This is a genomic window from Tractidigestivibacter scatoligenes (genome assembly GCF_001494635.1).
Lineage (GTDB): Bacteria > Actinomycetota > Coriobacteriia > Coriobacteriales > Atopobiaceae > Tractidigestivibacter > Tractidigestivibacter scatoligenes.
Window position 1 is genome coordinate 19,285 of sequence record NZ_LOJF01000009.1, and the last position, 26,343, is coordinate 45,627.

General features: G+C 63.8%; 23 protein-coding genes. 22 read left to right on the top strand and 1 reads right to left on the bottom strand.

Annotation, left to right across the window (positions count from 1 at the left end; all coding sequences use genetic code 11):
* Positions 1–206 precede the first annotated feature (206 nt).
* The 7 genes from mihF to holA all read left to right on the top strand — a co-directional run bounded on the left by mihF (position 207) and on the right by holA (position 7,381).
* Entirely contained in the window at positions 207–515 is a 309-nt protein-coding gene (gene mihF / locus AUL39_RS04610; protein WP_059054191.1) for an integration host factor, actinobacterial type, read from the top strand.
* Complete coding sequence (gene gmk, locus AUL39_RS04615; RefSeq protein WP_059054192.1) at positions 515–1,108, top strand: guanylate kinase; 594 nt, start codon at positions 515–517, stop codon at positions 1,106–1,108. The genes mihF and gmk overlap by 1 nt, the downstream gene beginning before the upstream one ends.
* Positions 1,095–1,379, top strand: coding sequence for a DNA-directed RNA polymerase subunit omega (locus AUL39_RS04620; protein ID WP_059054194.1), 285 nt, complete (start codon positions 1,095–1,097; stop codon positions 1,377–1,379). The genes gmk and AUL39_RS04620 overlap by 14 nt, the downstream gene beginning before the upstream one ends.
* Positions 1,380–1,382: 3 nt before the next feature.
* A complete protein-coding gene (gene thiI / locus AUL39_RS04625; RefSeq protein ID WP_059054196.1) occupies positions 1,383–2,633 on the top strand; it encodes a tRNA uracil 4-sulfurtransferase ThiI in 1,251 nt (416 codons plus the stop codon).
* 499 nt (positions 2,634–3,132) lie between these two features.
* Entirely contained in the window at positions 3,133–3,885 is a 753-nt protein-coding gene (locus tag AUL39_RS04630) for a helix-hairpin-helix domain-containing protein (RefSeq protein WP_070807559.1), read from the top strand.
* 64 nt (positions 3,886–3,949) lie between these two features.
* Positions 3,950–6,361: a ComEC/Rec2 family competence protein gene (locus tag AUL39_RS04635; RefSeq protein ID WP_235810765.1), complete on the top strand. Its 2,412-nt coding sequence runs from the start codon at positions 3,950–3,952 to the stop codon at positions 6,359–6,361.
* Between the two features lie 51 nt (positions 6,362–6,412).
* Entirely contained in the window at positions 6,413–7,381 is a 969-nt protein-coding gene (gene holA, locus AUL39_RS04640) for a DNA polymerase III subunit delta (protein ID WP_059054202.1), read from the top strand.
* A 107-nt stretch (positions 7,382–7,488) separates the two neighbouring features.
* Here the strand turns inward: holA and rpsT are convergent, their stop codons facing one another.
* Positions 7,489–7,752, bottom strand: coding sequence for a 30S ribosomal protein S20 (gene rpsT, locus AUL39_RS04645; protein WP_059054204.1), 264 nt, complete (start codon positions 7,750–7,752; stop codon positions 7,489–7,491).
* Between the two features lie 232 nt (positions 7,753–7,984).
* On the opposite strand from rpsT, the gene lepA reads away from it, so the two are divergent.
* From lepA to AUL39_RS04720, 15 genes are all read left to right on the top strand, one after another.
* The gene (lepA, locus tag AUL39_RS04650; RefSeq protein ID WP_059054875.1) at positions 7,985–9,796 is read left to right on the top strand and encodes a translation elongation factor 4; all 1,812 of its coding nucleotides are present in this window, start codon (positions 7,985–7,987) and stop codon (positions 9,794–9,796) included.
* A 122-nt stretch (positions 9,797–9,918) separates the two neighbouring features.
* Positions 9,919–10,857, top strand: coding sequence for a tRNA dihydrouridine synthase (locus AUL39_RS04655; protein ID WP_328586087.1), 939 nt, complete (start codon positions 9,919–9,921; stop codon positions 10,855–10,857).
* Positions 10,847–12,127, top strand: a complete 1,281-nt coding sequence (locus AUL39_RS04660) for a coproporphyrinogen-III oxidase family protein (protein WP_059054208.1) — start codon at positions 10,847–10,849, stop codon at positions 12,125–12,127. Before AUL39_RS04655 ends, AUL39_RS04660 begins: the two co-directional genes overlap by 11 nt.
* A 323-nt stretch (positions 12,128–12,450) precedes the next feature.
* Complete coding sequence (locus AUL39_RS04665; protein WP_059054210.1) at positions 12,451–12,939, top strand: deoxycytidylate deaminase; 489 nt, start codon at positions 12,451–12,453, stop codon at positions 12,937–12,939.
* Positions 12,940–13,082: 143 nt separating this feature from the next.
* Entirely contained in the window at positions 13,083–14,198 is a 1,116-nt protein-coding gene (locus AUL39_RS04670; RefSeq protein WP_059054212.1) for a DnaJ domain-containing protein, read from the top strand.
* A gap of 145 nt (positions 14,199–14,343) precedes the next feature.
* Complete coding sequence (dnaJ, locus tag AUL39_RS04675; protein ID WP_059054215.1) at positions 14,344–15,606, top strand: molecular chaperone DnaJ; 1,263 nt, start codon at positions 14,344–14,346, stop codon at positions 15,604–15,606.
* 20 nt (positions 15,607–15,626) lie between these two features.
* The gene (locus AUL39_RS04680; protein ID WP_059054876.1) at positions 15,627–16,988 is read left to right on the top strand and encodes a MiaB/RimO family radical SAM methylthiotransferase; all 1,362 of its coding nucleotides are present in this window, start codon (positions 15,627–15,629) and stop codon (positions 16,986–16,988) included.
* Positions 16,989–17,099: 111 nt separating this feature from the next.
* Positions 17,100–18,098, top strand: coding sequence for a PhoH family protein (locus AUL39_RS04685; RefSeq protein WP_059054217.1), 999 nt, complete (start codon positions 17,100–17,102; stop codon positions 18,096–18,098).
* A complete protein-coding gene (gene ybeY / locus AUL39_RS04690; RefSeq protein WP_059054219.1) occupies positions 18,082–18,591 on the top strand; it encodes an rRNA maturation RNase YbeY in 510 nt (169 codons plus the stop codon). The genes AUL39_RS04685 and ybeY overlap by 17 nt, the downstream gene beginning before the upstream one ends.
* Complete coding sequence (locus tag AUL39_RS04695; protein ID WP_059054221.1) at positions 18,588–18,962, top strand: diacylglycerol kinase family protein; 375 nt, start codon at positions 18,588–18,590, stop codon at positions 18,960–18,962. The genes ybeY and AUL39_RS04695 overlap by 4 nt, the downstream gene beginning before the upstream one ends.
* Positions 18,963–19,031: 69 nt before the next feature.
* On the top strand, positions 19,032–19,928 hold the full coding sequence (gene era, locus AUL39_RS04700) for a GTPase Era (protein WP_059054877.1): 897 nt from the start codon (positions 19,032–19,034) through the stop codon (positions 19,926–19,928).
* 15 nt (positions 19,929–19,943) lie between these two features.
* Positions 19,944–20,693 (top strand): DNA repair protein RecO, encoded by a 750-nt coding sequence (recO, locus tag AUL39_RS04705; protein WP_059054223.1) that lies wholly within the window; start codon positions 19,944–19,946, stop codon positions 20,691–20,693.
* 201 nt (positions 20,694–20,894) lie between these two features.
* On the top strand, positions 20,895–23,414 hold the full coding sequence (locus AUL39_RS11625; RefSeq protein ID WP_160327029.1) for a L,D-transpeptidase: 2,520 nt from the start codon (positions 20,895–20,897) through the stop codon (positions 23,412–23,414).
* A 162-nt stretch (positions 23,415–23,576) separates the two neighbouring features.
* Positions 23,577–23,855: a 30S ribosomal protein S15 gene (gene rpsO, locus AUL39_RS04715; RefSeq protein WP_032111731.1), complete on the top strand. Its 279-nt coding sequence runs from the start codon at positions 23,577–23,579 to the stop codon at positions 23,853–23,855.
* A 170-nt stretch (positions 23,856–24,025) separates the two neighbouring features.
* Positions 24,026–26,305: a polyribonucleotide nucleotidyltransferase gene (locus tag AUL39_RS04720; RefSeq protein WP_059054227.1), complete on the top strand. Its 2,280-nt coding sequence runs from the start codon at positions 24,026–24,028 to the stop codon at positions 26,303–26,305.
* The last annotated feature ends 38 nt before the right edge of the window (positions 26,306–26,343 follow it).

Sequence of the window (26,343 nt, forward strand, 5' to 3'; positions counted from 1 at the left end):
TCCCATTCGCAATACGACGTTCGTGCCATCTGATCTACCCTTTGTGTCGCTCTGATTGTGTGTAGGCTGCATTCCTGCTGCTAGTAGTCACAAAGGGCTTGTAAACTAGGCAAGGAATTGGCAAACTAGCTAGTTGTGTCGCTGGGGCGGCCCATAGGTTCCCTCCCAGCCCCTCACAACAGTTTGTTTCGATGTTTGGAGGAACAATGGCTCTACCCCAGCTTACCGATGAGCAGCGCAAGGAAGCCCTCGAGAAGGCCGCCCAGGCTCGCCACGAGCGCGCCGAGCTTCGCGAGAAGATCAAGAGCGGTAAGGTCACCCTCGAGGAGGTCCTTGACTCGGACGACCCCATCGCCAACCGCATGAAGGTCTCCGCGCTCATCGAGTCCCTCCCTGGTTATGGCAAGGCCAAGGCCGCCAAGATCATGGACGAGCTTGGCATCTCTGCTACCCGTCGCGTTAAGGGCCTTGGTGCCCGTCAGCGCGAGCAGCTCATCGAGGCGCTCTCCAAGTAGTGGAGCGCTCCGCTAGGCTCTTCGTCGTATCTGGGCCGTCAGGCGTGGGCAAGGGAACGCTCGTCGCGAAGGTTCGCGACGACCGCCCCTCGCTTGGCCTGACGGTTTCCGCTACGACAAGGCCTCCCAGGCCCGGGGAGGCCGATGGCGTCTCGTATTACTTCATGGATGACGCCGAGTTCTCTCGCCGGGTGAGCCAGGGCGAGTTCCTCGAGTGGGCCAATGTGCATGGGCACCGCTACGGCACGCTTGTCTCCGAGGTGAAGAGGAACCTCTCTGCGGGGAGGTCGCTTATCTTGGAGATTGATGTCCAGGGTGGTCTCAACGTGCGTCGTATCCATCCGGATGCCGTGCTCGTCTTTATCGAGCCACCCTCGATGGAAGAGCTGGAGCACCGGCTTCGCGGTCGCGGTACCGAGGACGAGGCATCTATCGAGTGCCGCCTCGAGAACGCGCGGCGCGAGATGGAGATGGGTGAGTCCTACGACGTGAGGATTGTGAACGACGACCTCGCGCGTGCCGCACAAGAGCTGGAGCGCACCATAGACCTGTACGAGTCAAATGGAGGATCTACCAAAGATGTCAGTGATTAAGCCCGAGATCGACACCCTGCTCGAGAGGACTGAGCACAACCCGTTCCTGCTCTGCTCCGTTGCGTCCAAGCGCGCCTGCGACATCAACAACATGCTGCGTGGCCAGCACCTTCGCGTGACGGCCATCCAGGATTTTGACGACATTACCACCGTCGCGTCCGGCAAGGACTCGGTCTCCATCGCCATGGGCGAGATTGCCGACGGCACCCTGGGCTTTGTTCAGGATGACTTCGACGAGGCCATCCGCGGCGAGAACACGGGCATCCAGTAGGCCATGACCGAGAGACTCTGCCTGGTCCACTATCACGAGATTGGCCTCAAGGGGAAGAACCGCTCCACCTTCGAGAACCAGCTCGTGACCAATTTACACCGTGCGCTCAAGGCGTTTCCCATCGCCAACATTCAGCGCATCTCCGGCTACATTGTGGTCGAGTCCGAGGACCGCATGGCAACGCCGGAGATGGCGCATGCCATTGCCAAGGTGCCCGGCGTCGCTCGCGTCTCGCTTGCCTACAAGTGCGGGCTTGACGAGGGCGAGTACAACGCCGCTGCCATTCGTGCGCTTCGTGAGGCGGGGGACTTCTCCACCTTCAAGGTGCATGCGCGCCGCAGCTCCACCACGTACCCGGTGCACAGCATCGACATGAACCACATCGTGGGATCTGCGCTGTGCGAGGCATTCCCCGACAAGATCGTGCAGATGCACGACCCCGACGTCACCGTGGTGGTGCACGTGGTGCAGGGTTCGACCTTTGTCTACGCCGCGTCCATGCCGGGTGTGGGCGGGCTGCCCGTGGGGACGGCCGGCAAGGTCGTGACGCTCCTCTCGAGCGGCTTTGACTCGCCGGTTGCCACGTGGATGGTGGGACGTCGCGGTGCCACCTGTATCCCCGTGCACTTCTCGGGCAGGCCCATGACGTCTGATACCAGCGAGTACCTGTGCCGCGACATTGTTGACGCACTTGCGCCTTCTGGCGTGGTGGGCCGCATGTACGTGGTGCCCTTTGGCGAATATCAGCGTGAGATCTCCCTGGTGGTGCCTCAGAGCCTGCGTATCATCATGTACCGACGCGTCATGTACCAGGTATCCGAGAGGATCGCGCAGCTCGAGGGTGCAAAGGCCATCGTGACTGGTGAGTCCTTGGGTCAGGTGGCGTCTCAGACGCTCGACAACATTGCGGCGGTGAACCAGGCCGTCACCATTCCCGTGCTTCGTCCGCTCATTGGCTCTGACAAGCAGGAGATTATCCGTCGCGCGCAGGAGCTTGGGACCTACGACATCTCTTCCCAGACGGCGCCCGACTGCTGCACGCTGTTTATGCCGCGCCGCCCGGAGACGCATGCGCGCATGCGCGAGGTTCTCGACGCCTGGGAGCTCTTTGACCACGAGGCCATGGTGAACGCCCTGGTGGCTTCCGTCGAGTACGAGGACTTCCCGCAGTGCCCGAGCTACCATGCGCCCAAGGGGCCGCTGCGCGCGCACCACTCATCGCTTGCGCCGAGGGATGATGCGCCCACCGAGTGACGACGTGCTTCTCTGCAAGAAATGCCGCTTCGGCGAGAATTTGGCGCCGAAGCGGCATTTTTGTACGTGGTTGCCGCGGAAACGCGCCCTACGGCGCCAGGGTGACGCCCGAAGGCCCGTCCCGTACGGGATCGCTGCGATAACGCGCCCTACGGCACCAAGTTCTCGCCTAAGGGGAAGTTTCCGTTGCCACCCAGACGTCCACGTGTGTCTCGGGGGGAGAGGGACGTTGGGCAAGGACATCGTTGTACATCAGAGGACGCGCCGAACCACCCCTTTTGTACTGTGGTGGCTCTCGACCGCTCACGCCTGGGCAAACGCTGTGAACGGCGCCTTCAGATAACATGAATCAACCAGGGCTCACCCCAATATTCATGCAGTAACAATGAAATCCGTCAGACATGTGCCTGTGTCCTGTCAGAAGCCTGCAGGACTTTCTTAAATAGGCAGCCTGCCAGCACAATCCCGCCTCCATCATTGGAATAGGGGGGTGGTTGTTATGGCACAGGTTTCTACAAGGCGCGGCGGCGTGGGCGCTAGTGTTCGGAGAAAAGCACATGAGTTGGGGAGAAGGGCTGGCCTCTCTCCTGTTTCGAAGGCTGTTGCCGCTGGGCTTGTTCTTGTCGGTCTCTTTGTGACGCTTGCCTGTGCGCGCCTATTGTCTGGCCAGCCCACGCCCTCATTTTCCATTGAGCGTGGGGAGGCCGCCCCCGCTGCGGAAAGCGCGACTGACGAGGCCTCGGCTCAAGGCGAGAAGGACGCCGCGGAAGAAGCCCCCTCCAATGGCCCTCCCGTTGTGGTGGTGCACGTTGACGGCATGGTCGCCAATCCAGGCGTCTATCAGCTACAAGGCGAATCGCTACGCATGAACGATGCGGTTGAGGCGGCTGGTGGGCTTGCGGATGGCGCAGACACTTCTCGCGTAAACCTTGCGGAGCCGCTCTCCGATGGTCAGAAGGTCCACGTGCCTGCCATAGGGGAAGAGGATGCAGGCACGGGAGGCACCTCACCCTCATTGGGAACGATGCCCTCTACTGAGACCTCCGCTGCAAGTTCAGACGGCATCGTGAACATCAACACTGCAACGGCAGCCGAACTTACGACGCTTCCCGGAGTTGGCGAGGCAACTGCAGCGGAGATCGTTCATGACCGAGAGGCCAATGGGGCGTTCACGAGCATCGAGGACCTCATGCGCGTCTCGGGCATAGGAGAGAAGAAGTTCGCCAAGCTCAAGGACAAGATCCGTGTGTGAGGGAGAGGAGGGGGCCACGCGTGTCGCAAGCGTCTCGCGCGTGCCTGACTCAAGCGCTACTCGCATGCCCACGCGGCCAGCTATCCCCGTGACGCTCTGGTGCCTTGTGGCGGTCATCCTGGCAGAGCGCACTGTCCTGCGCCATGGGATGTCGCCATCGTTTGACCTGCTTGTGACGCCGACGGGAGTAGCGGCAAGCCTCTGTCTGGCGGCGGTTATCATCACGATGCTCTTCAGAAAGCGGAGAGACCGTGGTCGAGACAAGCATCACGTGCCGGTCGCGGCATTGTTTGTCCTTGCAGCTGGCCTCGCCGGTGCGCTCCTGGGGTGGCTCGCGCTCGCGCGTGTAACCTCGGCAGCAGAGGCGCTTTCGACGTCACCTGTCTCGGCGTGGAGCCTCGAGGTCGAGGGTGACATGGCAGAGGGAGGTCGTGGCTGGTGGGGTCGAGCGGGCGTGTATGGCGAGAACGGTGCCAACGTTGGTACCGTCTGGCTCAGTTCCCCAAGCCGCCTCGAGTGTGGCTCCGTGGTCTCGTGCGTGGGTCGATTCAAGCCAAACGGCGATGACGAATGGGGCGTCTCATCGCGCATGCAGGGGCTTGCGGGCACGGTGTCAGTCGTGCATGTGATTGCCTCGCGCGAGGCGGATGGCCCGCTCGGCGTCGTGCTTCGCGCGAGAAAGGCGGTGCTCGCGTCCTTCTCGCCAGACGAGTCTGACGGGGCGGCGGTGCTTGCCGGAAGCGTCTGCGGCGACCGGGCGCCGATACGCTCTCGCGGGCTGGATGGCGTATTTGCGACCTGCGGCGCCTCCCACTTGGTGGCAGTGTCTGGGGGACACCTGGCGATTCTTTCCGGAGCCCTTGCGGCGTTGCTCGGCAAGACGAGGCTGGGACCAGGCGTGCGGGGCTCTCTCGCCCTGGGTGTGATTGTGCTCTTTATCGTCTTCTGCGGGGCACCTGCGTCCGCCATGCGCGCTGGCATAATGAGCTGCGTCTCGTTTGGCGGCTCTCTTGTGGGGAGAAGGTCCCATGCTCTCTCCTCCACATGTGCGGCTGCCTTCGCCATGGCCCTTCTCGATCCCTACGTTTCGGGACAGCTGGGGTTTCTCCTCTCGGTTGCCTCCGTGGTAGGAATCTGCCTCTTTGGGAGCTATGCCAGCTATGCGCTTGACGTGCTCACGCGATTGCCGAGGCATTCTGGTGGGCGCTTGCTTGCTTTGGCGCACGGCCTAGGGCGTTTGCGCTCCAATGCCTGTGACGCTTTGGGCGTCTCTCTGGTGGCTCAGCTCTTCACGCTGCCGCTGACCTGTCCGACGTTTGGCGAGGTGTCGCTCATCGCGCCAATTGCGAACCTGGTGCTGGCCCCGCTCTTCGCGGGCCTCGTCTCCTTGGGGTTGGGGGCGGCTGTGCTTACGCCTCTGCCTGCCTTACAGTCCCCGGTGCTCGCTGCGGCAGAGGGCGTCTCACAGGCGTTCTGCAAGGTGCTTTCCACCCTGGCCAGGCTCCCCTTGGCCTGTCTGACCATGGAGGCAAGTGCAGCCCCCATGCTCGCAGTTCTCTGTGGCGCATGCGTGGCACTCTACGTGGTTTGGCCTGTACCGCGGCGACGTCTCCTCGTTCGTTTCGCTGCGGTTCTTGCCTGCGGAGCCGTCGCCCTCCTGCTGGGGCTTCGCCTCCTGCAACCTGCAAGGGTTTGCGTGTTCGACGTGGGACAGGGCGACGCCATTCTCGTGGCTGATGGGAGCGCGGCAGTGCTTGTGGACACGGGCCCAGACGAGGCGATTTCGCTGGCGCTGACGCGGCAGGGGGTCATCCACCTGGACGCGATTGTCCTTACGCACCTTCATGACGATCACGTGGGAGGCATGGATGACCTTGTTGGCCGCGTAGCCTGTGAGCGGGTGCTTGTGGCCAAAGGTGTTGCGGAGAAGATCCCTGCGGAGCTCTCTGCAAGCATCAGCCGGCTCTCGGGGCATGAGGCAGAGGAGATTTCTTATGGGGACACCATTCGTGCCGGATCGTTCTCGCTACGCGTTGTCTCGCCAACCGAGCCTGTCGACGGCGGCGACAACGCGGACTCTCTGATGCTGGCGGTCTCCTACGAGCACAACGGCGACGAGCTCTCAGCCCTTCTCACAGGAGACGCCGAGAAGGACGAGACGGCTGCCTGCCTGGCGCGTGGCGATGTGGGGGACATCGACTTCCTCAAGGTGGGGCACCACGGCTCTGAAGTATCTCTCACGGCGGACGAGGCCGCGCTTCTCGACCCAGAGGTCTCCGTTGCAAGCGCTGGAGAGGGCAACAAGTACGGTCACCCGCGCAAGGAGTGCATGGATGTGCTGGCGGGCGCCGGTTCGGTTTTTCTCTGCACCAAGGACGTGGGAGATGTCACGGTGAGGCCCGGTGTCAGGGGACCCACGGTCTTCACGGAGCGAACGCCAGGCGGGTCTGCGGCCGCTATGGCATCTGCCATGTGAGGTGGTCCGGGTTGTGGCAAAGTAGGGAGGTCAACATGATGGAGGGAATGCATGGCAAAGACGGCAAAGCTGCTGCCAGCATATCTGGTGGTTGGTGCGGACGAGCTCAAGCGCAAGAGCGCAATCACGCGCCTCAAGGGCTACCTGGACGAGGGTCTGGCTGCCTTCAACCTGGACGAGATTGTGCCTACGGCAGACACCGACCCAACCAGCGTCATCTCGTCCCTCAACACGATGCCCGTGGGCAACTCGCCCCGCATCGTGATCATCAACCCTGCAGACAAGCTTCCCAAGCCCGTCTCAGAAGCCCTCGTTGCGTACCTGAAGGACCCCAATCCCGCCTGCACGCTGCTTCTCTCGGCAACCACGCTGGCAAAGTCGACGCGTCTCTACAAGGCGGTTGCGAAGGTTGGCCCCAAGGCGGTCATCGACTGCACGCCGGCAACGAGAAGGGACCTCCCCGGTTACGTGCAGAAGCTGGCGCGCTCGCATGGTCTTGCCATCGACCAGGATGCCGCCCGTGCGCTCGTGGATCGCGTGGGGGAGTCGACCACCATGCTCGATACGCAACTGCGCACGCTTTCGGCGCTCAAGGGAGGGCAGGGCCAGGTGACTCTTGCGGACGTCGAGGCTAGCGTCGCTCGCGTGGCGGAGGTCAAGCCGTGGGAGTTTCTCGATCGCCTGAGCGAGAAGGATGCCTGCCGTTCCTTGGAGCTCTACGCGCTTCTCAGGGGATCTTCGCAGGTGGGGCTCCTCACCCTTGTGACCATTCGTATCCGCGAGCTCATATGCGCACGGGCGCTTGACGCCCGCGGTGAGGGTAGTGGCGTTGCACGGGCGCTTGGCAAGCAGGACTGGCAGGTGAGGAATTACGTGCGCTGGGCTCGTCGCTTTGCTCCAGGCGAGCTGGAGCGTGACCTTGCGGCCTGCGCGTCTTGCGAGCGAGCTCTCAAGGGGTCGGCAGACTCGGATTCCGCGTTCCTCTCGCTTATCGCGACTATCTGTGGTGCTGCCCGGTAGAGAGCTCGTGGTTCCCGCCAGGGCGTCCGGTCCCCTTGTCGGCAAAAGAAAGAGCCCGGCGCATGGTCGGGCTCCCAAAGTTCAGTTCATCTCAGAGAGAGGCAACTCTACTTCATGGAGTTGACAAGCTTCTGGACGCCGGACTTGCGGTCGGCGGCCTGGTTCTTGTGGATGATGCCCTTGGCGGCAGCCCTGTCGAGCTTCTTGCAGGCGGCGTTTGCGGCAGCCTGGGCGGCATCAACGTCGCCAGCCTCGACGGCGGCGTGAACCTTCTTGACGTAGGTCTTCAGCTCGGAGCGGACGGCCCTGTTACGCATACGGGCCTTCTCGGCGGTGATGATGCGCTTCTTCTGAGACTTGATGTTTGCCACGGTGCGGATCCTTTCAAAAATCTTGTTCCTAGAGGCCTCTTAAGAACTAGGTAGGTGGGAAGTGGGGGTTCCGCACCAGACACGGCGAGGTCAACTAGAGCAGTATAGCAGAGCAAACGCCCATGGAACCATCTATTTGCCCCGATGTGCCCGCTTCGAATTTTCCACGAGCAATTTTCATATACGCATTGACGCAGGCAAGACGCACGGGGCATGCGCTATTATGTCTCGCATGAAGACGACAGACACCTCACACATCCGCAACTTCTCAATTGTTGCGCACATAGACCATGGCAAGTCGACCATCTCGGACCGCATCCTGGAGCTCACGCACACGGTGGACGAACGAGACATGGCCGATCAGCTCCTCGATACCATGGACATCGAGCGCGAGCGCGGCATCACCATCAAGTCGAACGCCGTGCGCGTGGTCTACGATGCCGACGACGGGGAGTCCTACCAGTTCAACCTCATCGACACCCCGGGTCACGTGGACTTCACATACGAGGTCTCGCGTTCGCTTGCCGCCTGCGAGGGCGCCGTGCTCGTGGTTGACGCCACACAGGGCGTGGAGGCGCAGACCGTCTCCAATGCAACGCTAGCCATGAATGCCAACCTGGACATCGTGCCCGCCATCAACAAGATAGACCTCCCCTCAGCCCACCCAGAGGAGGTCAAGAAGGAGATCGAGGAAGACCTTGCCATCCCGGCCGACGATGCGGTGCTCGTCTCGGGCAAGACCGGCGAGGGGATTCACAACCTTCTCGAGGCCATCGTCTATCTTGTCTCGCCGCCAAAGGGAGATGCCAAGGCACCGCTCAAGGCGCTCATCCTGGACTCCTACTTTGACGAGTATCGCGGCGTGGTGGCCACGGTGCGCGTCTTTGACGGCTCCATCAAAAAGGGCGACCACCTGCGCATGATGGCGCTCGGTGACACCTTCCTCTGCGACGGCGTGGGCTGCAAGCGCCCGATGGAGACCCCGCTTGACGAGCTTGGCGTGGGTGAGGTTGGCTACGTGGTTACGGGCCTCAAGGACCCTGCCCTCGTAAAGACCGGCGACACCATCACGTACGAGGACCGTCCCTGCGCAGAGGCCTGCCCCGGCTACCACGAGGCTAAGCCCATGGTCTTCACGGGGCTTTTCCCCATCGACAACAAGCAGTACGAGAACCTGCGTGACGCCCTCGAGAAGCTCAAGGTGAACGACCCCTCGCTCATTTGGGCTCCCGAGACGAGCGTGGCGCTGGGCTTTGGTTTCCGCGTGGGATTCCTCGGCCTTCTCCACATGGAGGTCGTCAAGGAGCGCCTCGAGCGCGAGTTTGGCCTCGACCTCATTGCCACCTCGCCCTCGGTTGACTACCACGTGTACAAGACCGACGGCGAGATGGTCGACATTACGAGTCCCCAGGACCTTCCCGACGTCACGCGCATCGACCACATCGAGGAGCCCTATCTCAAGGCCAAGGTCATCGTGCCGCCAGACTTCATGGGCGCCGTGATGCAGCTGGTAATTGATCACCGCGGCGAGACCAGCGACATGGTCTACCTCTCGGAGAAGTCCGTAGAGATTCACTTTGACATTCCGCTGGCAGAGCTCATCCTCGACTTCTTCGACCAGCTCAAGAGCCGTACCAAGGGTTACGCCTCGCTTGACTACGAGATTGGCGACTACCGCACGAGCGACCTCGTGAAGCTGGACATCCTTCTTGCTGGCGAGGAGGTGGACGCACTCTCGTTCATCGTTCCGCGCGACCGTGCCTACGACATGGCCAGGAGCCTCTGCGACAAGCTCAAGGAGATCATCCCGCGCCAGCAGTTTGAGGTTCCCATCCAGGGGGCAATCGGCAACAAGATCATTGCCCGCTCCACGGTGAAGGCAGTGCGCAAGGATGTTCTCGCCAAGTGCTACGGCGGTGACATCTCGCGCAAGCGCAAGCTCCTCGAGAAGCAGAAGGAGGGCAAGAAGCGCATGAAGTCCATCGGTTCCGTCGAGGTACCGCAGGAGGCCTTCCTTGCCGTCCTCAAGGTGGACGACGAATGACGCCTTCCCAAGTCCTGGCTGAATGGGGGCCGGCTGCGGGACTGCTTGCCGCACCAGCTGCTCTGCCAGCGCAAACAGATGGGCTTAACCTCAAGTCGAGGTTTAGACTTAAGCCTTTTCTCATGGCTCCCATGGCGGGCGTCTCTGACGCTGCGTATCGCACCATGGCCCGTGCTGGCGGTGCTGGCCTTGCCTACACCGAGATGGTCTCCTGCGCAGGGCTTCACTACGGTGGCGAGAAGACCTGGGAGCTCGTCGAGCCTGCGGAGACGGAACCGGACATCGCGGTGCAGTTGTTTGGCTCCAAGCCCGAGCTCTTCCGAGAGGCAGCGGCAAGCGTTTGTGAGCGCCTGGGAAACCGTCTTGCCCTTATCGACATCAACATGGCCTGCCCCGTCCCCAAGGTGACCAAAAAGGGGGAGGGGTCTGCGCTGCTCGACAACCCAGAGCTTGCGGCCTCGCTTGTGCAGGCATGCATTGAGGGATCTGGTGCGCAGGTGCCGGTGACGGCGAAGATTCGTCGCGGTCGCCGTATGGGCGAGGAGGTTGCGCCGGAGTTTGCCAGGGCAATGGAGGCCGCTGGCGCCTCGGCAATCGCCGTCCACGGGCGCTTTGCCAACCAGCTCTATCATGGCGAGGCGGACTGGGGGTGCGTGAGCCGAGTGGTCAAGGCGGTGAGCGTGCCGGTCATTGGGTCTGGCGACGTCTCGTCTGCCCAGGCGGGGGCACGCATGCTTGCGGAGACCGGCGCCTCCGCTGTCATGGTTGCCCGCGGGAGCTACGGAAACCCCTGGATTTTCCGCGATGCAGCGGCGCTTCGTTTGGGCGAGAGCCCTGCGCCGCATGACGCGCGCGAGAAGATCGCTGCGTTCCGGTGCCACGTGCGGCTACTTTCCGCTACGGGAGCGAACCTCAAGCGGGCCCGGAGCCTTGCCGGATGGTACTTGCGTGGCATGCCGGAGGCGGCCCGCCTGCGTGGCATGGCCGTCACCTGCCTCACCCTTGAGGACTACCTAGCCGTTGCCGACGAGGCAGAGCGGATGCTTTGCGATGCCGAGTAGCGGTTCGGGTGGCATTGGGTCCGAGTGGCGGGCTCGCCTTTCTGCAAGCGGCGCGGATGCCCTGTACCTGCACATCCCCTTCTGTGCAAGGAAGTGCGCATACTGCGATTTTGCCTCGTGGGCTACAGCGCGTGGGGATGCGCTGTCTAGGCACTATGCCGAGGCACTGGAGAGGCAGGTTGAGGAGGTCTCTCACCTTGGGCTTCTCGCAGAGTGCGAGACTGCCTACATAGGCGGTGGCACGCCCACGTTTCTGGGAGAGGCGCTAGGTGGGCTCGTCCGCTGCGTTACGAGATGCGCGCCGAGGGTTTGCGAGCTCACCTGCGAGGCCAATCCGGATTCGCTGTCGGACGCCGTGCTAAGCGATGTTGCGGCGGCTGGCTGCACAAGGCTCTCAATCGGGGTGCAGAGCCTGTGCGACGCCGAGCTATCCGAGCTGGGCAGGCTTCATGACGCGGCGCGCGCACGCGAGCGTGTCTCTGTGGCAGTCGCGAGCGGGCTGGACGTCTCGTGCGACCTCATGTGCGCCATCCCCCTCCAGACGGCCGACTCATGGCAGGCAACGCTTGAGGGTGTGGCGTCTCTGGGAGTGGGACACGTGAGCGTCTACCCCCTCCAGATCGAAGACGACACGGCGCTTGCGCGGAGGGTTGGAGACGAGCAGCCCTCATGGAACTCTCCGGATACGCAAGCGTCGCGTATGGAACAGGCTCAATCTGTACTTGAGAGTTATGGGTTCCGCAGGTACGAGGTGGCGAGCTACGCTCGCCTGCCCGAGAAGGAATGCAGCCACAACAAGATGTACTGGACCGGACGGCCATACCTTGGATTGGGAACCGGTGCCGCATCAATGCTTACGGCAGAGGGTTACAAGAGGCTTCTTGAGGCTTGCCCTCAGCTTGGACCTCTACCAGAGGGTATGGCTCGTGCGCGTCTCAAGGTCGTCTCTGGTCGAGAAGAGGTTGCAAGGGGTGCCACCCTTTCGTCTTTGGCGTTCGAGGAGGAGTTCCTGACTGAGCGGCAGGCTGTCGCCGAGGACCTCATGCTGGGTGCTCGCCTCGCCTGTGGGCTTGACGCTGGGCTTGGTACCTATGCGCGCGAGCTTCTCGGCCCATGTGTTGACAAGACGCTCGACCGCCTTGTACGGGAGGGATACCTCGACGATGCCCTTGCGCCCACCCAGAAGGGCTGGCTTCTCGGCAACGAGCTTTATGGGGAGCTGTGGGACCTTGCGGGCGACACCGGGACGGCCACGAGGCGAAGCACGTAGCCTTGCCACCTGCTGCGATTCCCGCACCTCCACTCGCTACCAAAACCCGCCTTCGGGCGAGAAAATGCCGCCCGAGCGAGGGTTTCCGACGGAATCCCGTACGAGACGCGCGCCCCGGCGCCAAAACGGCGCCGGAGGGGGCCGTTGCAGCAGCAACCCCGTATGAGACGCGCCCTTCGGCATCGCACGGGCGGCAACTACGTTTGCCCTGTCACATCACGGATGGGCGCGAAACATCTTGATTTGTTGCGGCGCGCGCGGCATGCTAGCTGCAGCTGCGCAGACATGCGCCTCAGCGGGAGACGGGTCAGGAAGGGGAGAACATGGCTGGTGAGCGCACCGATGTCATCTCGTGGGACGAGTTCTTCATGCGAGTTGCCATTGCGGCAAGCCTGAGGAGCAAGGACCCCAACACGCAGGTGGGAGCCTGCATCGCTGACACCAACCATAGGATCCTTTCTGTGGGCTACAACGGCACGCCGTCCGCCCTTGCCGACGCGGATTTCCCCTGGGGTACCTCGAACGACCCGCTCCATGACAAGCACAGCTACGTCATCCATGCTGAGGCCAACGCCATTCTCAACTACCGCGGCTCGCTCAAGGACATGGCCCATGCCACCGTCTACGTGACGCTCTTCCCGTGCCACGAGTGCGCGAAGACCCTTGTTCAGGCGGGTATCGGCGAGGTCGTCTACCTGGACGACAAGTACGAAGGCACCGAGGACAACCTCATCTCCAAGCATGTCCTCGACGAGTGCGGCGTGACCTATCGTCCCATCGGCATCGACCTCTCGGCCGCGTCGCAGCGATGAGACAAAGGGACTGTCCCTTTGTCTCACGTGGTAAATGCGTTGGGCTGGGAGGCACGCTGTATAGAATTGCTGCCTTCCGGCTACAATCGTGCGAAGTCGGACCCACGGAGGGCCCGCCCCCAAGCATCGGCAGGAGACTTCGCATGGCTTCGATGAACGACAAGGACTACTACGCTATTCTCGGCGTCGAGAAGGACGCCTCGACAGAGGATATCCGCAAGGCCTTCCAACAGAAGGCGCGCAAGCTTCACCCCGACGTCAACAAGGCACCTGACGCAGAGGAGAAGTTCAAGGAGGTCTCTGAGGCCTACGCCGTTCTCTCTGACCCCGAGAAGCGCTCCCGTTACGATGCCATGCGTGCCGGCTCCCCGTTCGCCGGCGCAACGGGCTCGGCTGGCTCTCCGTATGCCGGTGGCTACGGCGGCGGAGACCCCTTCGGCTGGGGCTTCCCCTTTGGCTCCAACGGATATACGCGCCGCACCTCGACCCGCGGGCGCTCTCGTTCCTACAATCCGCGCGTTGGTGCGGACGTCGTCTTTGACCTTACGCTCGATGCTGCGACAGCCGAGAAGGGCGTCAGCCGTGGCGTCACCTACCAGCGCTACGCCGCGTGCGAGGTGTGCCACGGCAAGGGCTCCGTCCAGGCAGAGCACTCCGAGACCTGCCCGACCTGCCACGGAACGGGTCGCATCTCCGCTGACCTGTCCGGAATCTTTGGCTTTGGCGTCATGGATATAAAGTGCCCCGAGTGCGAGGGCACCGGTCGCGTTGTCGCGGACCCCTGCGAGGCCTGTGGGGGGTCGGGTCGCGTGCTTACGGCAAGCGAGGTTGTGTTCAATGTTCCTGCTGGCTCCCACGACGGCGACCTCGTTCGCGTGAAGGGCATGGGTAACGCTGGAACCAACGGCTCGGCTGCCGGAGACTTTGTCTGCAGGGTCGTGGTCCCTGAGGAGCGCCTTAACCCATACCAGGCTTCGGGCTTCAGGGTCCTTGGCTTTGACCTGCCGTTCCTCGTCTTTGGGGCGCTCTCTAACTCACTCGCGGGGCTTCTCGTCTTCATCCTCGTTATTGCTGCGGTTGGCGTCGCGTTCATTGTGCGTGGTGGTGGGCTCAAGACCAACTCCCGCTGGTGGAGAAACGCCCTGGCCTCTCTGGGGAACGGCGCCGCAAACGGACTCCTTATCGCCCTGCTCATGGTCTCGATGTTCTCGTGCACGGCTGCTGGGCCCGGCGTGAGGTACTACGGCTACATCTGGTAGCCAGCACAGAGTAGGCCGCCTGGCTTTTCTCGCGTTCGCTTGGCGCGCCTTTGGGTAGAGAAGACCCTTGTACGCGCCGCTATGGCGGCGCCTTGTCTGCAGGTTGGCCCCGTGGGGTCGGGGCGATTTCGGGAGTTTGGTGAGAGTGGAATCGAAGAAGGACTACTACGAGGTCCTTGGCGTGCCTCGTGACGCGGACGCAAAGACGATAAAGCGGGCGTTTCTCAAGAAGGCACGGGTGCTTCACCCCGACGTCTCCGACGACCCCAATGCAGAGGAGAAGTTCAAGGAGGTCAACCAGGCGTACTCCGTTCTCTCCGACGAGCGCAAGCGCGCAAACTACGACCGCTATGGCGATGAGAACGGCCCCGCAGGCTTTGGCTCCGACTACGTCGATATGTCCGATATTTTCAACGGCTCGGGCTTTGGCATCGATGACATCTTCGACTCGTTCTTCGGTGGCGGCGCCTCTGGCAGTGCTGGCGGGCGTGCCGCTCGCACGCGCGGTCGTGACATGGGCATCCGCCTCACGGTGACCCTCGCCGAGGCTGCCTCTGGCGTCACCAAGACGCTCGCCTACGATCGCCTTGCCCCCTGCGATGACTGTGGCGGCACCGGCGTCGCCGAGGGTGGCCATGAGCGCACCTGCGACCGCTGTCACGGCACCGGTCGCGTCATCGAGGTCCAGCGCACCATCTTTGGCCAGATGCAGACCCAGACCACCTGCCCCGTATGCCATGGCTCGGGCAAGGTCGTCGACAAGCCCTGCGAGACCTGCGAGGGCCAGGGTCGCACCCCCTCGCGTGAGACCGTCGAGGTCAAGGTGCCTGCCGGCGTCCACTCGGGCCAGACCATCCGCATAGCCGGCAAGGGCGAGGCGGGCGTGCGCGGCGATACCTCTGGTGACCTCGTTGTGAGCATCGAGGTCGCGCAGGACGAACGCTTTGAGCGCCAGGGCGACGACCTCTACACCACCGTGCGCGTGGACGCACTCCAGGCAATCGTGGGCACCACAGTCACGGTCGACGGCATCATGAGGGGCGAGCGCGTCAAGGTCGAGATTCCCGCGGGCTGCCAGTACGGCCAGCAGATCAAGGTGGAGCGCCGCGGCATGCCGCGCCAGGGCATGATCTCTCGCGGTAGCCTGATTGCCGTGGTGCAGGTGGTTGTCCCCACCGACCTCGACAAGCGCCAGCTGCTCGACATCGCAGGCATCGTCGCGGAGCGCACGCTTGGCGAGGAGGGCAACGCCTCCGAGGGCGAGACGTTCGCCGAGGAGGAGGGCGACTCTCCCGCCAGGGACGAGGAGGCCGAGCACCTTGCCGGCGAGCGCTGGACCGCACCCAAGAACCCCTTCAAGGACGCCAAGCGCAAGTCGCGCTCCCGCAGCAAGGGCGGTCGCAGGTGAGCGCCGGGCCCTCTCACTCCATGCGGCGTGAAGCTGCGGGCGCTGCCGGTGAGCAGAGCGCCCACGCTGGCCTCCCCTCTGTTGCCTATGTGAACCTTGGCTGTCGCGTCAATCGTGTCGAGACGGACCTCATTGCCGACGAGCTCGCGCGCGCCGGCCTTGCGGTCGCTCCCGAGGAAGATGCCCAGGCGGTGGTTATTAACACCTGCGCCGTTACGGCCGAGGCCGAGGCCAAGGCCAGAAAGGCCGTGCGCCATGCGGCGTCGCTGCCGCAAGCCCCGCTTGTGGTGGCTACCGGTTGCGTGGCAAACCTCTTTGCCGACGAGCTTGCCGCCCTTGCGCCCAACGTGACGGTCGAGCGGGATAAGTCGCGCGTTCCTTCCACGGTCCTCGAAGGCCTGGGAGCGGGCATCTTTGCGGTGGGCGATGACGGCGAGCTTCTCGGCGGCGTATCGGCATCACCTGCCTCAACCCCCACGCCCACTGGCCGCACGCGTCCCGGCATCAAGATCCAGGACGGCTGCGACAACCGCTGCACCTACTGCATCGTGTGGAAGGCGAGAGGGGCTTCTCGCTCCGTGGACGCCGCTCGAGTGCGCGAGCTTGTGCTCCGCTCACTCGAGCGCAAAGCCAGCGAGGTCGTGCTCACGGGCATCAACCTGGGCGTATATCGCTCCCAGCTGCCAGATGGCCGTGAGGTTGGGCTTCCCGGGCTTCTCGCCTGGCTGCTTGAGACCACGCCTGTGGGGCGCATAAGGCTCTCTTCCATCGAGCCGCCCGACGTCACCGACGACCTCCTCTCGACTATGGTAGCATCCAGCGGCCGCATTGCGCCCTTCCTGCACATCTGTCTGCAGTCCGGCTGTGATGCAACGCTTGGGCGCATGGCGCGGACCTACGACACGGCGTTCTTCCGCGCCGCCGTCGAGCGTGCCCACGAGCTTCTGCCCCAGGCGTCCCTGGGGACAGACCTCATCGTGGGATTCCCGGGCGAGACGGACGAGGAGTTTGAGCAGTCGCTCACGTTCTGCCGCGAGATGGGCTTTTCGCGCATGCACGTCTTTAGGTACTCCAAGCGCCCGGGTACGCCGGCCGCCACCGAAGAGGGCCAGGTAGACCCCCATGTGATGGCCGAGAGAAGCGCCCGTGCCCGCGAGCTTGCCCATGAGCTGCGCGCACAGGAGGCTGCTCGTCTTGTTGGCACGGAAGACCTCGTCTGCGTGCAGGCGCCGTTCCGCGGAGTCTCCGGTGGGCTCTTCGATGTCACGCTAGATACCGAGGCTCCCATTGATGCCATCGTCCCCGTGCGCCTAACGGGCGTCTCGCCTGACGGGACCACCCTTCTGGGCCATGTGTGCTCGCAGGAGGAACGCACCCTGTGACGTGCCCCGAGCCATCCGTTTGGCTATGATTGGTTTCTGCGGCCGCGCACCCTAGCGCTGCGTGCCGCGCTTGACTGTCTGCACGTTCGCCTGCGTCTAGCCCGGAGGAGCATGGAACCCACCCGCGTCCGCCTCACGATACCCGATACTGTTGACCCCACGGCCCTCATGGGCCCGGCCGACAGCCATCTGCGCCGCATCGAGAGCGCGTTTGACGACGCCATGGTCGTGGTGCGCGGCAACCAGGTGCTCATTGTTGGCCCGGCAGATCAGGTCGAGCAGGTAACCTCCGTCTTCTCGCAGCTCATCAAGGCAGTCGAGGGAGGGGAAATTCCCACCTCCGATGAGGTCGACATCCTTCTTGGTCAGGTGACGCACGGCGTGCGCCACGACCGCGGGCATGCGGGCGACGTCATTCTCAGCCATCATGGGCGCCCCGTGCGGCCAAAGACTGCAGGACAGCGTCGTTACGTGGAGGCAATACGTTCGAACTCCATCACCTTTGGCGTGGGGCCGGCCGGCACGGGCAAGACCTACCTGGCCATGGCAATGGCGGTTGCTGCCCTCAAGCGCCACGAGGTGAGTCGCATCGTGCTCACAAGACCTGTTGTTGAGGCGGGGGAGTCCCTGGGCTTTCTCCCTGGCACGCTCGAGGAGAAGCTCGACCCCTACGTGCGGCCACTCTACGACGCCCTTCTCGACATGGCAGACGCCGAGAAGGTCGCCACCTACATGGAGCAGGGCACCATCGAGATCGCTCCTCTCGCCTTTATGCGCGGGCGCACGTTTAGCGACGCCTTCGTAATCTTGGACGAGGCGCAGAACACCACGCCCCAGCAGATGAAGATGTTCCTCACCCGCATGGGCTTCTCATCCAAGTTCGTGGTCACGGGCGACGCCACGCAGCGCGACCTGGTGGGCCCGGGCGGCCTTGACCAGGTGCGCGAGGTACTCGCGGGGATCGACGGTATCGAGTTTGTGGACCTCGACCGCAATGACATAGTGAGAAACGCCCTGGTAGCCCGCATTGTGGACGCATACGACCGCGCAGCGGCCGAGCGTGGTACAAAGGCGGCTGGAAAGGGGGCCAACCATGGCAAACGAGTATGACATCACTGCTGAGGAGGGCATGGACGCACCCATTAGCGAAGACGAGATTCGCGCCGACCTCGACCGCGTGCTTGCGGAGGAAGGCGTAGACCGCGACTGCCTGGTCTCCGTATCCATCGTGGGCGACGAGCGCATCCGCGAGCTCAATGCCGAGTGGCGCGGGCGTGACGTGGCAACCGACGTCATCTCGCTTGAGTGCGAGCGCCCGGATGACCCGGACCTTGCTCCCGGCGAGCCCTGCGAGCTCGGCGACATCGTCCTTGCCCCAGACTACATTGCTCGCCAGGCAACGCGCTTTGGAACTACGGCGGCAGACGAGTTCCGCCTGCTTCTTGTACACGGAACCCTGCACCTTCTTGGCTACGACCACCTTGAGGACGATGAGGCTGAGGTCATGGAGGCGCGCGAGGATGCCCTGCTCGCCCTGCTCCCGCATGACGGCACCACGCGACCCGTCACGCTCACCAGGCACCGCGAGGGGGTAGACGAGTGATTCCCGGGTCGAACAACGACCATCCGTCGTTTCGCAAGAGCTTCCTCTTCGCCATCCAGGGCTTCAGGACGGCTGTGCGCACCGAGCGAAACATCAAGGTGATGATCGGCGGCGGTATTGGCGCCATCGTGGCTGGCTTTGTGGTGGGCCTTGACCCCCTGAGCTGGGCGATCGTGCTCATGTGCTGTGGGGTGGTCATCTCAGCGGAGCTTCTCAACACCGCCGTCGAGACCGTGGTCGACCTGGTGTCGCCCGAGTTCCACCCGCTTGCGGGCAGGGCAAAGGACATTGCGGCGGCAGCAGTGTGGGTGCTCTCGGTACTCGTCGCTTTGGTGGGCATCATCGTCTTTGCAAATGCAATCTTTTTCTAGAATGAGACAAAGGGAAACTCCCTTTGTCTCATTGAGGAGCAGCACGTGGAAAACAACAAAGACAGCAACATGCCCTTCAGGAGCGGCTTCGTGGCACTTGTCGGCAGGCCCAACGTGGGCAAGTCGACGCTGGTCAACGCCTGCATGGGCGAGAAGGTTGCCATCACGAGCCCCGTGGCGCAGACCACGCGCAAGCGTCTGCGTGCCGTGGTGAACACGCCCAACTCGCAGCTCGTTATCATCGACACGCCGGGTCTCCACAAGCCCAAGGACAGCCTTGGCAAGGAGCTCAATCAGGCTGCCCTGGCCGAGCTCGCCGATGCTGACGTGGTTGCCTTTCTCGTCGACGCGACCAAGCCGGTTGGCACGGGTGACGCCTGGGTTGCACGCCACGTCGACGGTTCCGAGGCAGACTTCAAGCTCCTGGTGATCACCAAGGCCGACAAGGCGACGCCAGAGCAGGTCACCTCCCAGCTTGCCGCCGCGCGCGAGCTTGCGCACTTCGACGACGAGCTGGTCATCTCGGCGCGCGAGGGCTTCAACGTCGACGCGTTCGTGAAGCTTGTCTCGGCGCATCTGCCCGAGGGTCCCAAGTGGTTCCCCGACGACATGGACACGGACGCCACACCCGAGGACCTTGTGGCAGAGTTTGTGCGCGAGAAGCTCTTCCTCAACCTCCGTCAGGAGGTGCCGCACTCGATTGGCGTCATCTGCGACGACATCGAGTACGCCAAGGACGGCCACGCCTCCGTGACGGCGACCGTACTCGTCGAGCGCGAGGGTCAGAAGGGCATCGTGGTGGGCAAGGGCGGCTCCATGATCAAGCTGGTGGGTACCGAGGCGCGCCGCGATGTCGAGCGCCTGCTCGGCTGCAAGGTCTACCTGGACCTCTCCGTGCGCGTCCAGCCCCAGTGGCGCCGTGACGCCAATGAGATCCGCCGCCTGGGCTACAGCGCCGAGGACTAGGGGAGTAGACCACCCATGCCCGGCCGGCGCACACACCGCACCCGCGGCATCGTGCTCGACCACGTTAAGCTGGGAGAGCAAGATCTCATCGTGACGCTGCTCACGGCCGACGGCGCCCGGGCGCGGGCCGTCGCGAAGGGTGCCCGCAAGCCTGGCGGTCGTCTGGCGGCGCGTGTGGAGCTCTTCTCCGAGACGGACTTCCTTCTGGCCTCGGGCAGGAACCTCGACATCGTTTCCGAGGCAACCCTTGTGGACCCGCACGAGCGGCTGCGCGGGGACCTGGAGCGTGTGAGCGCCGCATCGGCCGCCTGCGAGGTGGCGCGCCTCACATCGTTTGAGGACGCCGAGGATTCCTTTGTCTACCCTCTGCTGTCGCGTGCGCTTAGGGCGCTGGAAGAGGCGGCTGACCAGGCACACCTCGACCTTTCCGTTGCCGCTTACGTGTTTAAGGTGCTGGCGCATGAAGGCTGGCGGCCAGAGCTTGACCATTGCATTGCCTGTGGGGACCCATCCCCGCTGTGGTTCTCCGCAGCGGCCGGTGGCGCCCTCTGCGAGAGCTGCGCACGCGAGGTCCCAGGGGCAGAGCCCGTCTCGCCGTCTCAGCTTGCCTGGATGCGCGCGCTTATCGGCTCGACCTTTGACCAGCTCCTTGCCGCAGACGTTAGCGCCGAGTGCGCGCTTTGGCTTGTGGGGTGTGCCCACATGTGGGCGGCCACACACCTTGACGCACGTCTCAAAGCGTTTGAGTTCATGCTTGCTCTGTAAGGAACAAGGACGATGCTGCCACTCACGTCATCAACGCGATTGTTGAGAAATTATGCAGGTTTGAGTGCTTATACTTTCGTTCAGCTAGATGTCTGGCCATTTGTGACCCCGGAGGTAGCCCCAATGAGATCTGCGGCGAGATGCAAGAACGCGCTACTTGTCTTTGCAGTCATCTTGACCTGTGTGCTTGCGGTTCCTTCCATGGCGCTTGCAGCTGATTCTGTAGACGCGTCGGGAAAAGAGGCTTCGGTATCCGAAAGCGCTGATGCGACCAAGCCTATATGGGAGTTCTCCGGCGTCGAGCTCTCCTCCTCCAGCGTCACCTCCGGCGAGGCCGTGACGGTCACCCCGCAGGTCACCGGCGACCTCGGCGGCGCCGAGTACAACTACGTGTGGTCCTACGGGGGCGGCTGGGACCTCTGGGGCTCCACCGTCAGGGACACCGGGAGGGGCACCAATGAGGCCACGGGGACGCTGACGCTGACCAAGCCGGGCGCCTACACGGTCTACGTGGACGTGACCGACCGCGCGGGCGAGAAGAGGACGATGTCCGCGACGCTCGAGGTGGCCCCGCCCGAGTGGTCCTTCACCGGCGTGAGCCTCTCGGCCTCCAGCGTGACCTCCGGCGAGGCCGTCACCGTGACACCCGTCACCTCGGGCGACCTCGGCGGCGCCGAGTACAACTACGTCTGGCAGCGGGACGGCTCCTGGGCGGAGGGCGAGTGGGGCTCCACCGTGCTCTCGGGCGGCTCCGGCACGCCCGACTCCTCCGCGACCCTCTCCTCCGAGGTCTCCCGCCCCGGCACCTACACGGTCTACGTGGACGTGACCGACCGCTCCGGGCAGACGCGCACCATGTCCGCGACGCTCGAGGTCGCGTCGCCCGAGTGGTCGTTCTCCGGCGTCGAGCTCTCCTCCTCCCGCGTCACCTCCGGCGAGCCCGTGACGGTCGCCCCGCAGGTGACCGGCGACCTCGGGGGCGCAACGTACAACTACGTCTGGCAGCGGGACGGCTCCTGGGCGGAGGGCGAGTGGGGCTCCACCGTGCTCTCGGGCGGCTCCGGCACGCCCGACTCCTCCGCGACCCTCGCCTCCGAGGTCTCCCGCGCGGGCACCTACACGGTCTACGTGGACGTGACCGACCGCTCTGGCGAGAAGAGGACGATGTCCGCGACGCTCGAGGTGACGCCCCCCGAGTGGTCCTTCACCGGCGTAAGGGTCTCCTCCCCGCGCGCCAGGGTCGACGAGCCCGTCACCGTGACGCCCCAGGTGTCCGGCGACCTCGACGGCGCCACGTACAACTACGTGTGGTCCTACGGGGGCGGGTGGGACCTCTGGGGCTCCACCGTGAGGGACGAGGGCAAGGCGACAGCCGACCCCACCGGCACCCTCTCCCTCTACCGCCCCGGCCGCTACGTCCTCTACGTGGACGTGACCGACCGCGCGGGCGAGACGCGCACCATGTCCGCGGAGGTTGAGGCCTACGACGACTCCTGGTCGCTCGACGGCGTCACCGCCGCGCCGGCGGAGGTCGTGGCCGGCGACGAGGTGACCTACGCGCCGCGGGTCTCCGGAGACGCCTCCGGCCTCAGGTACAACTACGTCTGGCAGTGGGAGGGCTCCTGGGCGTCCGGCGACTGGGGCTCCACGGAGCTCTGCACCGGCTCCGACACGGACGAGGCCTCCCACACCGGGGCCCTCGGCTCGCCCGGGCGCTACACCCTCTACGTGGACGCCGTCTCAGCGCGCGGCGAGAGGCGCACCGCCTCCACGCGGGTCGTGGCCTGGGGCGTGACGGGGGTCTCCGCCTCCGGCTCCGCCGCCTCCGGCTGGACGGCCTCGGCCGACCTCTTCGAGGGCCACGGGGTCCCCGGCACCCTCTACCGCTTCCGCTGGGCCTCCGCCGACGGCTCCGCCTCCGGCACGCTTCAGGATTGGTCGAGCACGGCTTCGGTGAGCTTCTCGCGTGACACCCTTAACTCCAGCGCTACGGCCTATGAGATCTACCTTGACGTGAAGTATCCCAACGGCACACAGCCGAGCTTCTCTGCCGAGGTTCACAAGTCTGGCTGGTTCACCTCTGCTGGATCCTGGCATTATGCGTATGACTCCGGTGCCGAAGCAACCGGTTGGGCAAGCATCAACGGCGCCTGGTACTACTTCAACAGCTACGGAGTCATGCAGACGGGCTGGCTCAACTGGGGTGGGAAGTCGTACTACCTCGATCCATCAACCGGGAAGATGGCAACCGGGTTTGCTGCCGGGAGTTACTTTGACCCGGATGGCGCTTGGCTGTGCTATTCCTGGGAGGCCAGCTCTGCCGTGAATATTGCCAGGTCCGTGGGCAGCCCAACTAACTACCTTCTCCTCATTGACAACTCGAACTGCATAACCTGGGTCTTCAAGTGGGTCAACGGCGATTGGTGCGCCATCTACAAGTGGGTTTGCTCGCCCGGAAAGGCATCGACGCCTACGGTCCGCGGCACTTATTACATTGGTTCTCGCGGCTACAGCTTTGGCCAAGGCTTCACCTGCTACTACTGGACCCAGTTCTATGGAAACTACCTGTTCCACTCCGTTCTGTACTATGAGGGCTCTCGTACGGTGATGGATGGAACGCTTGGTGTCCCGGCCTCGCATGGCTGCGTCCGTCTCGACATCAACAACGCGTACTGGATTAACCAGAACATCCCTCCTAACACCAGGGTCTACAGCTACTAGCCGGTAGCTTCACGCACCTCGTATGCGGCGATTGTGTGGGCACGACCGCCGCTGCGAGGTGCGTGCTATCATACCTAGGTCATTACCCCGCACCTAGCGGCCCGCCAACTGCCTGGCGACCGTCTCGGTCCGGGGCGTATCCAAAGAACGAAAGGGGTTCACATGGCAGTCACCAAGGAGCGCAAGGCCGAGCTCATCAAGCAGTACGGCAAGGACGAGAAGGACTCCGGCTCCGCAGCCGTCCAGGTTGCCCTGCTCACCGAGCGCATCAAGGGCCTCACCGAGCACATGAAGAGCCACAAGAAGGACTTCCACACTCGTCGCGGCCTGCTCATGCTCGTCGGTAAGCGTCGTCGCCTGCTTTCCTACATCAAGGCTCAGGACATCGAGGAGTATCGTTCCCTCATCAAGAGCCTCGGCATCCGCGACAACATCCAGTAAGTGTTCTAAGGGGGCGCCTGCGGGCGCCCCTTGCTTGTGCGCCCGAGAGAAGCGAGGGCGCGCCGCGGGCGTGCGATGCGTCGCACACGCTTTTATCGTCCCCGCGCGTGGTGCGGAGGCCCGCAAGACGGCCCGTCTGCAATGGGGCAGGCGGAGATAAGAGGAAACGTATGACAAAGGTTACACACGAGTTCGACCTCTACGGAAAGCACTACGCTCTCGAGGCGGGCGAGCTCGCAAAGCAGGCCACGGGCGCCTGCCTGGTGAAGTGCGGGGACTCCACCGTCCTCGTGACCGCCGTGGTCTCGAAGGAGCGCAAGGACTACGACTTCTTCCCCCTGACGGTCGACTTCATCGAGAAGATGTACGCCGTGGGCCGCATCCCCGGCGGATACCTCAAGCGTGAGGCCAGGCCCTCCGAGAAGGCAACCCTCACGGCCCGCATGATCGACCGCCCGCTGCGCCCGTCCTTCCCCGACGGCTTCCGCAACGAGGTGCAGGTTGTTGCCACCCCGCTCGTGGCAGACCAGATCCACTCCGTCGACACCATCTGCGTGATGGGCGCCTCTGCAGCCCTCACTGTTGGTGGCGTGCCCTTCGAGGGCCCGCTTGCCTGCGTGCGCATTGGTCGCAACCCCGAGACGGGCGAGTTCCTCGTGAACCCCACCTACGAGGAGCGCGACACCTCCGACCTCGACCTTGAGCTTGCCGGTTCGTCCACGTTCATCTCCATGCTCGAGGCTGGCGCTAAGGAGATTAGCGAAGAGGATATGCTCGCCGCCATGGCGTTTGGCCAGGAGGCCATTGCCGCCTTCTGCGAGGAGGAGAAGAAGTTCTTCGCCAAGTGGGAGGAGGCCAACGGCCCCATCGTCAAGAAGGAGTACGTCCTCGACGAGCCCATCCCCGAGGTCCACGACCGCATCTTCGCGCACTTCGACGAGATGAGCGCCGCCCTCAAGGACGCCGACAAGCTCTCCCGCATGGGCAAGGTCGAGGCCCTCAAGGAGTCCATCAAGGCCGAGTTCACCGAGGACGAGCAGGCTCAGTGGAGCCGCGCCATCGCCGTCGAGCTCAAGGGCCTCGAGAAGCACGCCATGCGCAAGATGGTCGTTGAGACCGGCGAGCGCGTCGACGGCCGTACGCCCACCGAGATTCGCCCGATCATGGTCAAGCCCGACTACCTGCCCCTGGTCCACGGCTCCGGTCTCTTCCAGCGTGGCCAGACCCAGGTGCTCTCCATCTGCACCCTCGGCATGCTCAACGAGTGGCAGCGCCTTGACACCATCGAGCCCGTCGACGGCAAGCGCTACATCCACCACTACAACTTCCCGCCCTACTGCACGGGCGAGACCGGCCGCATGGGCAGCCCTAAGCGCCGCGAGATTGGCCACGGTGCGCTGGCCGAGCGCGCGCTGCTTCCTGTGATTCCCTCTGAGGAGGAGTTCCCCTACACCATCCGCGTGGTCTCCGAGGTCATGGAGTCCAACGGCTCCAGCTCGATGGCTTCCACCTGCGGTTCCACGCTGGCGCTCATGGATGCCGGCGTGCCCATCAAGCGCCCGGTCTCCGGCGTTGCCATGGGCCTCATCCAGGAGGAGGGCAAGACCGTTGTCCTCACCGACATCCAGGGTCTCGAGGACTTCCTCGGCGACATGGACTTCAAGGTGACGGGCACCACCAAGGGCATCACCGCCATGCAGATGGACAACAAGGCCACCGGCCTCACGCCCGAGATCCTGCGCAAGGCGCTCATGCAGGCTCACGAGGGCCGCATGTTCATCCTCGACAAGATGCTCGAGCAGATCCCCGCACCTCGCGAGCACGCCAAGGACACCGCTCCCCAGATCATCAGCCTCCAGATCCCCACGGACAAGATCCGCGACGTCATCGGCTCCGGCGGCAAGGTTATCCGTGGCATCCAGGAGGACACTGGCGCCACCGTCGACATCCAGGAGGACGGTACCGTCTTCATTGCTGGCACCAACGGTGCGGGCGAGGCTGCTGCCGAGCGCATCAAGGCCATCGTCAAGGTCCCCGAGGTGGGGGAGGAGTACACCGGTCGCGTTGTGGGCATCCAGCCCTTTGGCGCCTTCGTTGAGCTGCTGCCCGGCAAAGACGGTCTGCTCCACATCTCCCGCGTTGCCAAGGGTCGCGTCGACAAGGTCGAGGACGTGCTCAACATTGGTGACGAGGTCCGCGTGAAGGTCCTTGAGGTCGATGAGAAGGGCAAGATTTCCCTCGACCGCCTCGACAAGCCCGAGGCTCCTGCCGGCTCCGGCCACAACGGCCACGACGAGGGCAACGGTCATGAGCGTTCCGAGCGCTCCGGCGAGCGCCGTCCCCGCGCGCGTCGTCACCCCGGCGACCGTGGCGAGGGCTCCTCTCGCACCAACAACGGCGGCGAGAATGGCGAGAAGCGCCAGCCGCGCCGTCACCACGAGGCTCAGTAGGCTTTTCTCGGTTCATTGCTTTATGTGGCGGGCGGTGC

Excerpts from the sequence above, each read along its gene's own strand:
- mihF (WP_059054191.1), top strand. The coding sequence starts at position 207 with ATGGCTCTACCCCAGCTTACCGATGAGCAGCGCAAGGAAGCCCTCGAG.
- AUL39_RS04620 (WP_059054194.1), top strand. The coding sequence starts at position 1,095 with ATGTCAGTGATTAAGCCCGAGATCGACACCCTGCTCGAGAGGACTGAG.
- thiI (WP_059054196.1), top strand. The coding sequence starts at position 1,383 with ATGACCGAGAGACTCTGCCTGGTCCACTATCACGAGATTGGCCTCAAG.
- AUL39_RS04630 (WP_070807559.1), top strand. The coding sequence starts at position 3,133 with ATGGCACAGGTTTCTACAAGGCGCGGCGGCGTGGGCGCTAGTGTTCGG.
- AUL39_RS04635 (WP_235810765.1), top strand. The coding sequence starts at position 3,950 with ATGCCCACGCGGCCAGCTATCCCCGTGACGCTCTGGTGCCTTGTGGCG.
- holA (WP_059054202.1), top strand. The coding sequence starts at position 6,413 with ATGGCAAAGACGGCAAAGCTGCTGCCAGCATATCTGGTGGTTGGTGCG.
- lepA (WP_059054875.1), top strand. The coding sequence starts at position 7,985 with ATGAAGACGACAGACACCTCACACATCCGCAACTTCTCAATTGTTGCG.
- AUL39_RS04655 (WP_328586087.1), top strand. The coding sequence starts at position 9,919 with ATGGCTCCCATGGCGGGCGTCTCTGACGCTGCGTATCGCACCATGGCC.
- AUL39_RS04660 (WP_059054208.1), top strand. The coding sequence starts at position 10,847 with ATGCCGAGTAGCGGTTCGGGTGGCATTGGGTCCGAGTGGCGGGCTCGC.
- AUL39_RS04665 (WP_059054210.1), top strand. The coding sequence starts at position 12,451 with ATGGCTGGTGAGCGCACCGATGTCATCTCGTGGGACGAGTTCTTCATG.
- AUL39_RS04670 (WP_059054212.1), top strand. The coding sequence starts at position 13,083 with ATGGCTTCGATGAACGACAAGGACTACTACGCTATTCTCGGCGTCGAG.
- AUL39_RS04680 (WP_059054876.1), top strand. The coding sequence starts at position 15,627 with ATGCGGCGTGAAGCTGCGGGCGCTGCCGGTGAGCAGAGCGCCCACGCT.
- AUL39_RS04685 (WP_059054217.1), top strand. The coding sequence starts at position 17,100 with ATGGAACCCACCCGCGTCCGCCTCACGATACCCGATACTGTTGACCCC.
- ybeY (WP_059054219.1), top strand. The coding sequence starts at position 18,082 with ATGGCAAACGAGTATGACATCACTGCTGAGGAGGGCATGGACGCACCC.
- era (WP_059054877.1), top strand. The coding sequence starts at position 19,032 with ATGCCCTTCAGGAGCGGCTTCGTGGCACTTGTCGGCAGGCCCAACGTG.
- recO (WP_059054223.1), top strand. The coding sequence starts at position 19,944 with ATGCCCGGCCGGCGCACACACCGCACCCGCGGCATCGTGCTCGACCAC.
- AUL39_RS11625 (WP_160327029.1), top strand. The coding sequence starts at position 20,895 with ATGGCGCTTGCAGCTGATTCTGTAGACGCGTCGGGAAAAGAGGCTTCG.
- rpsO (WP_032111731.1), top strand. The coding sequence starts at position 23,577 with ATGGCAGTCACCAAGGAGCGCAAGGCCGAGCTCATCAAGCAGTACGGC.
- AUL39_RS04720 (WP_059054227.1), top strand. The coding sequence starts at position 24,026 with ATGACAAAGGTTACACACGAGTTCGACCTCTACGGAAAGCACTACGCT.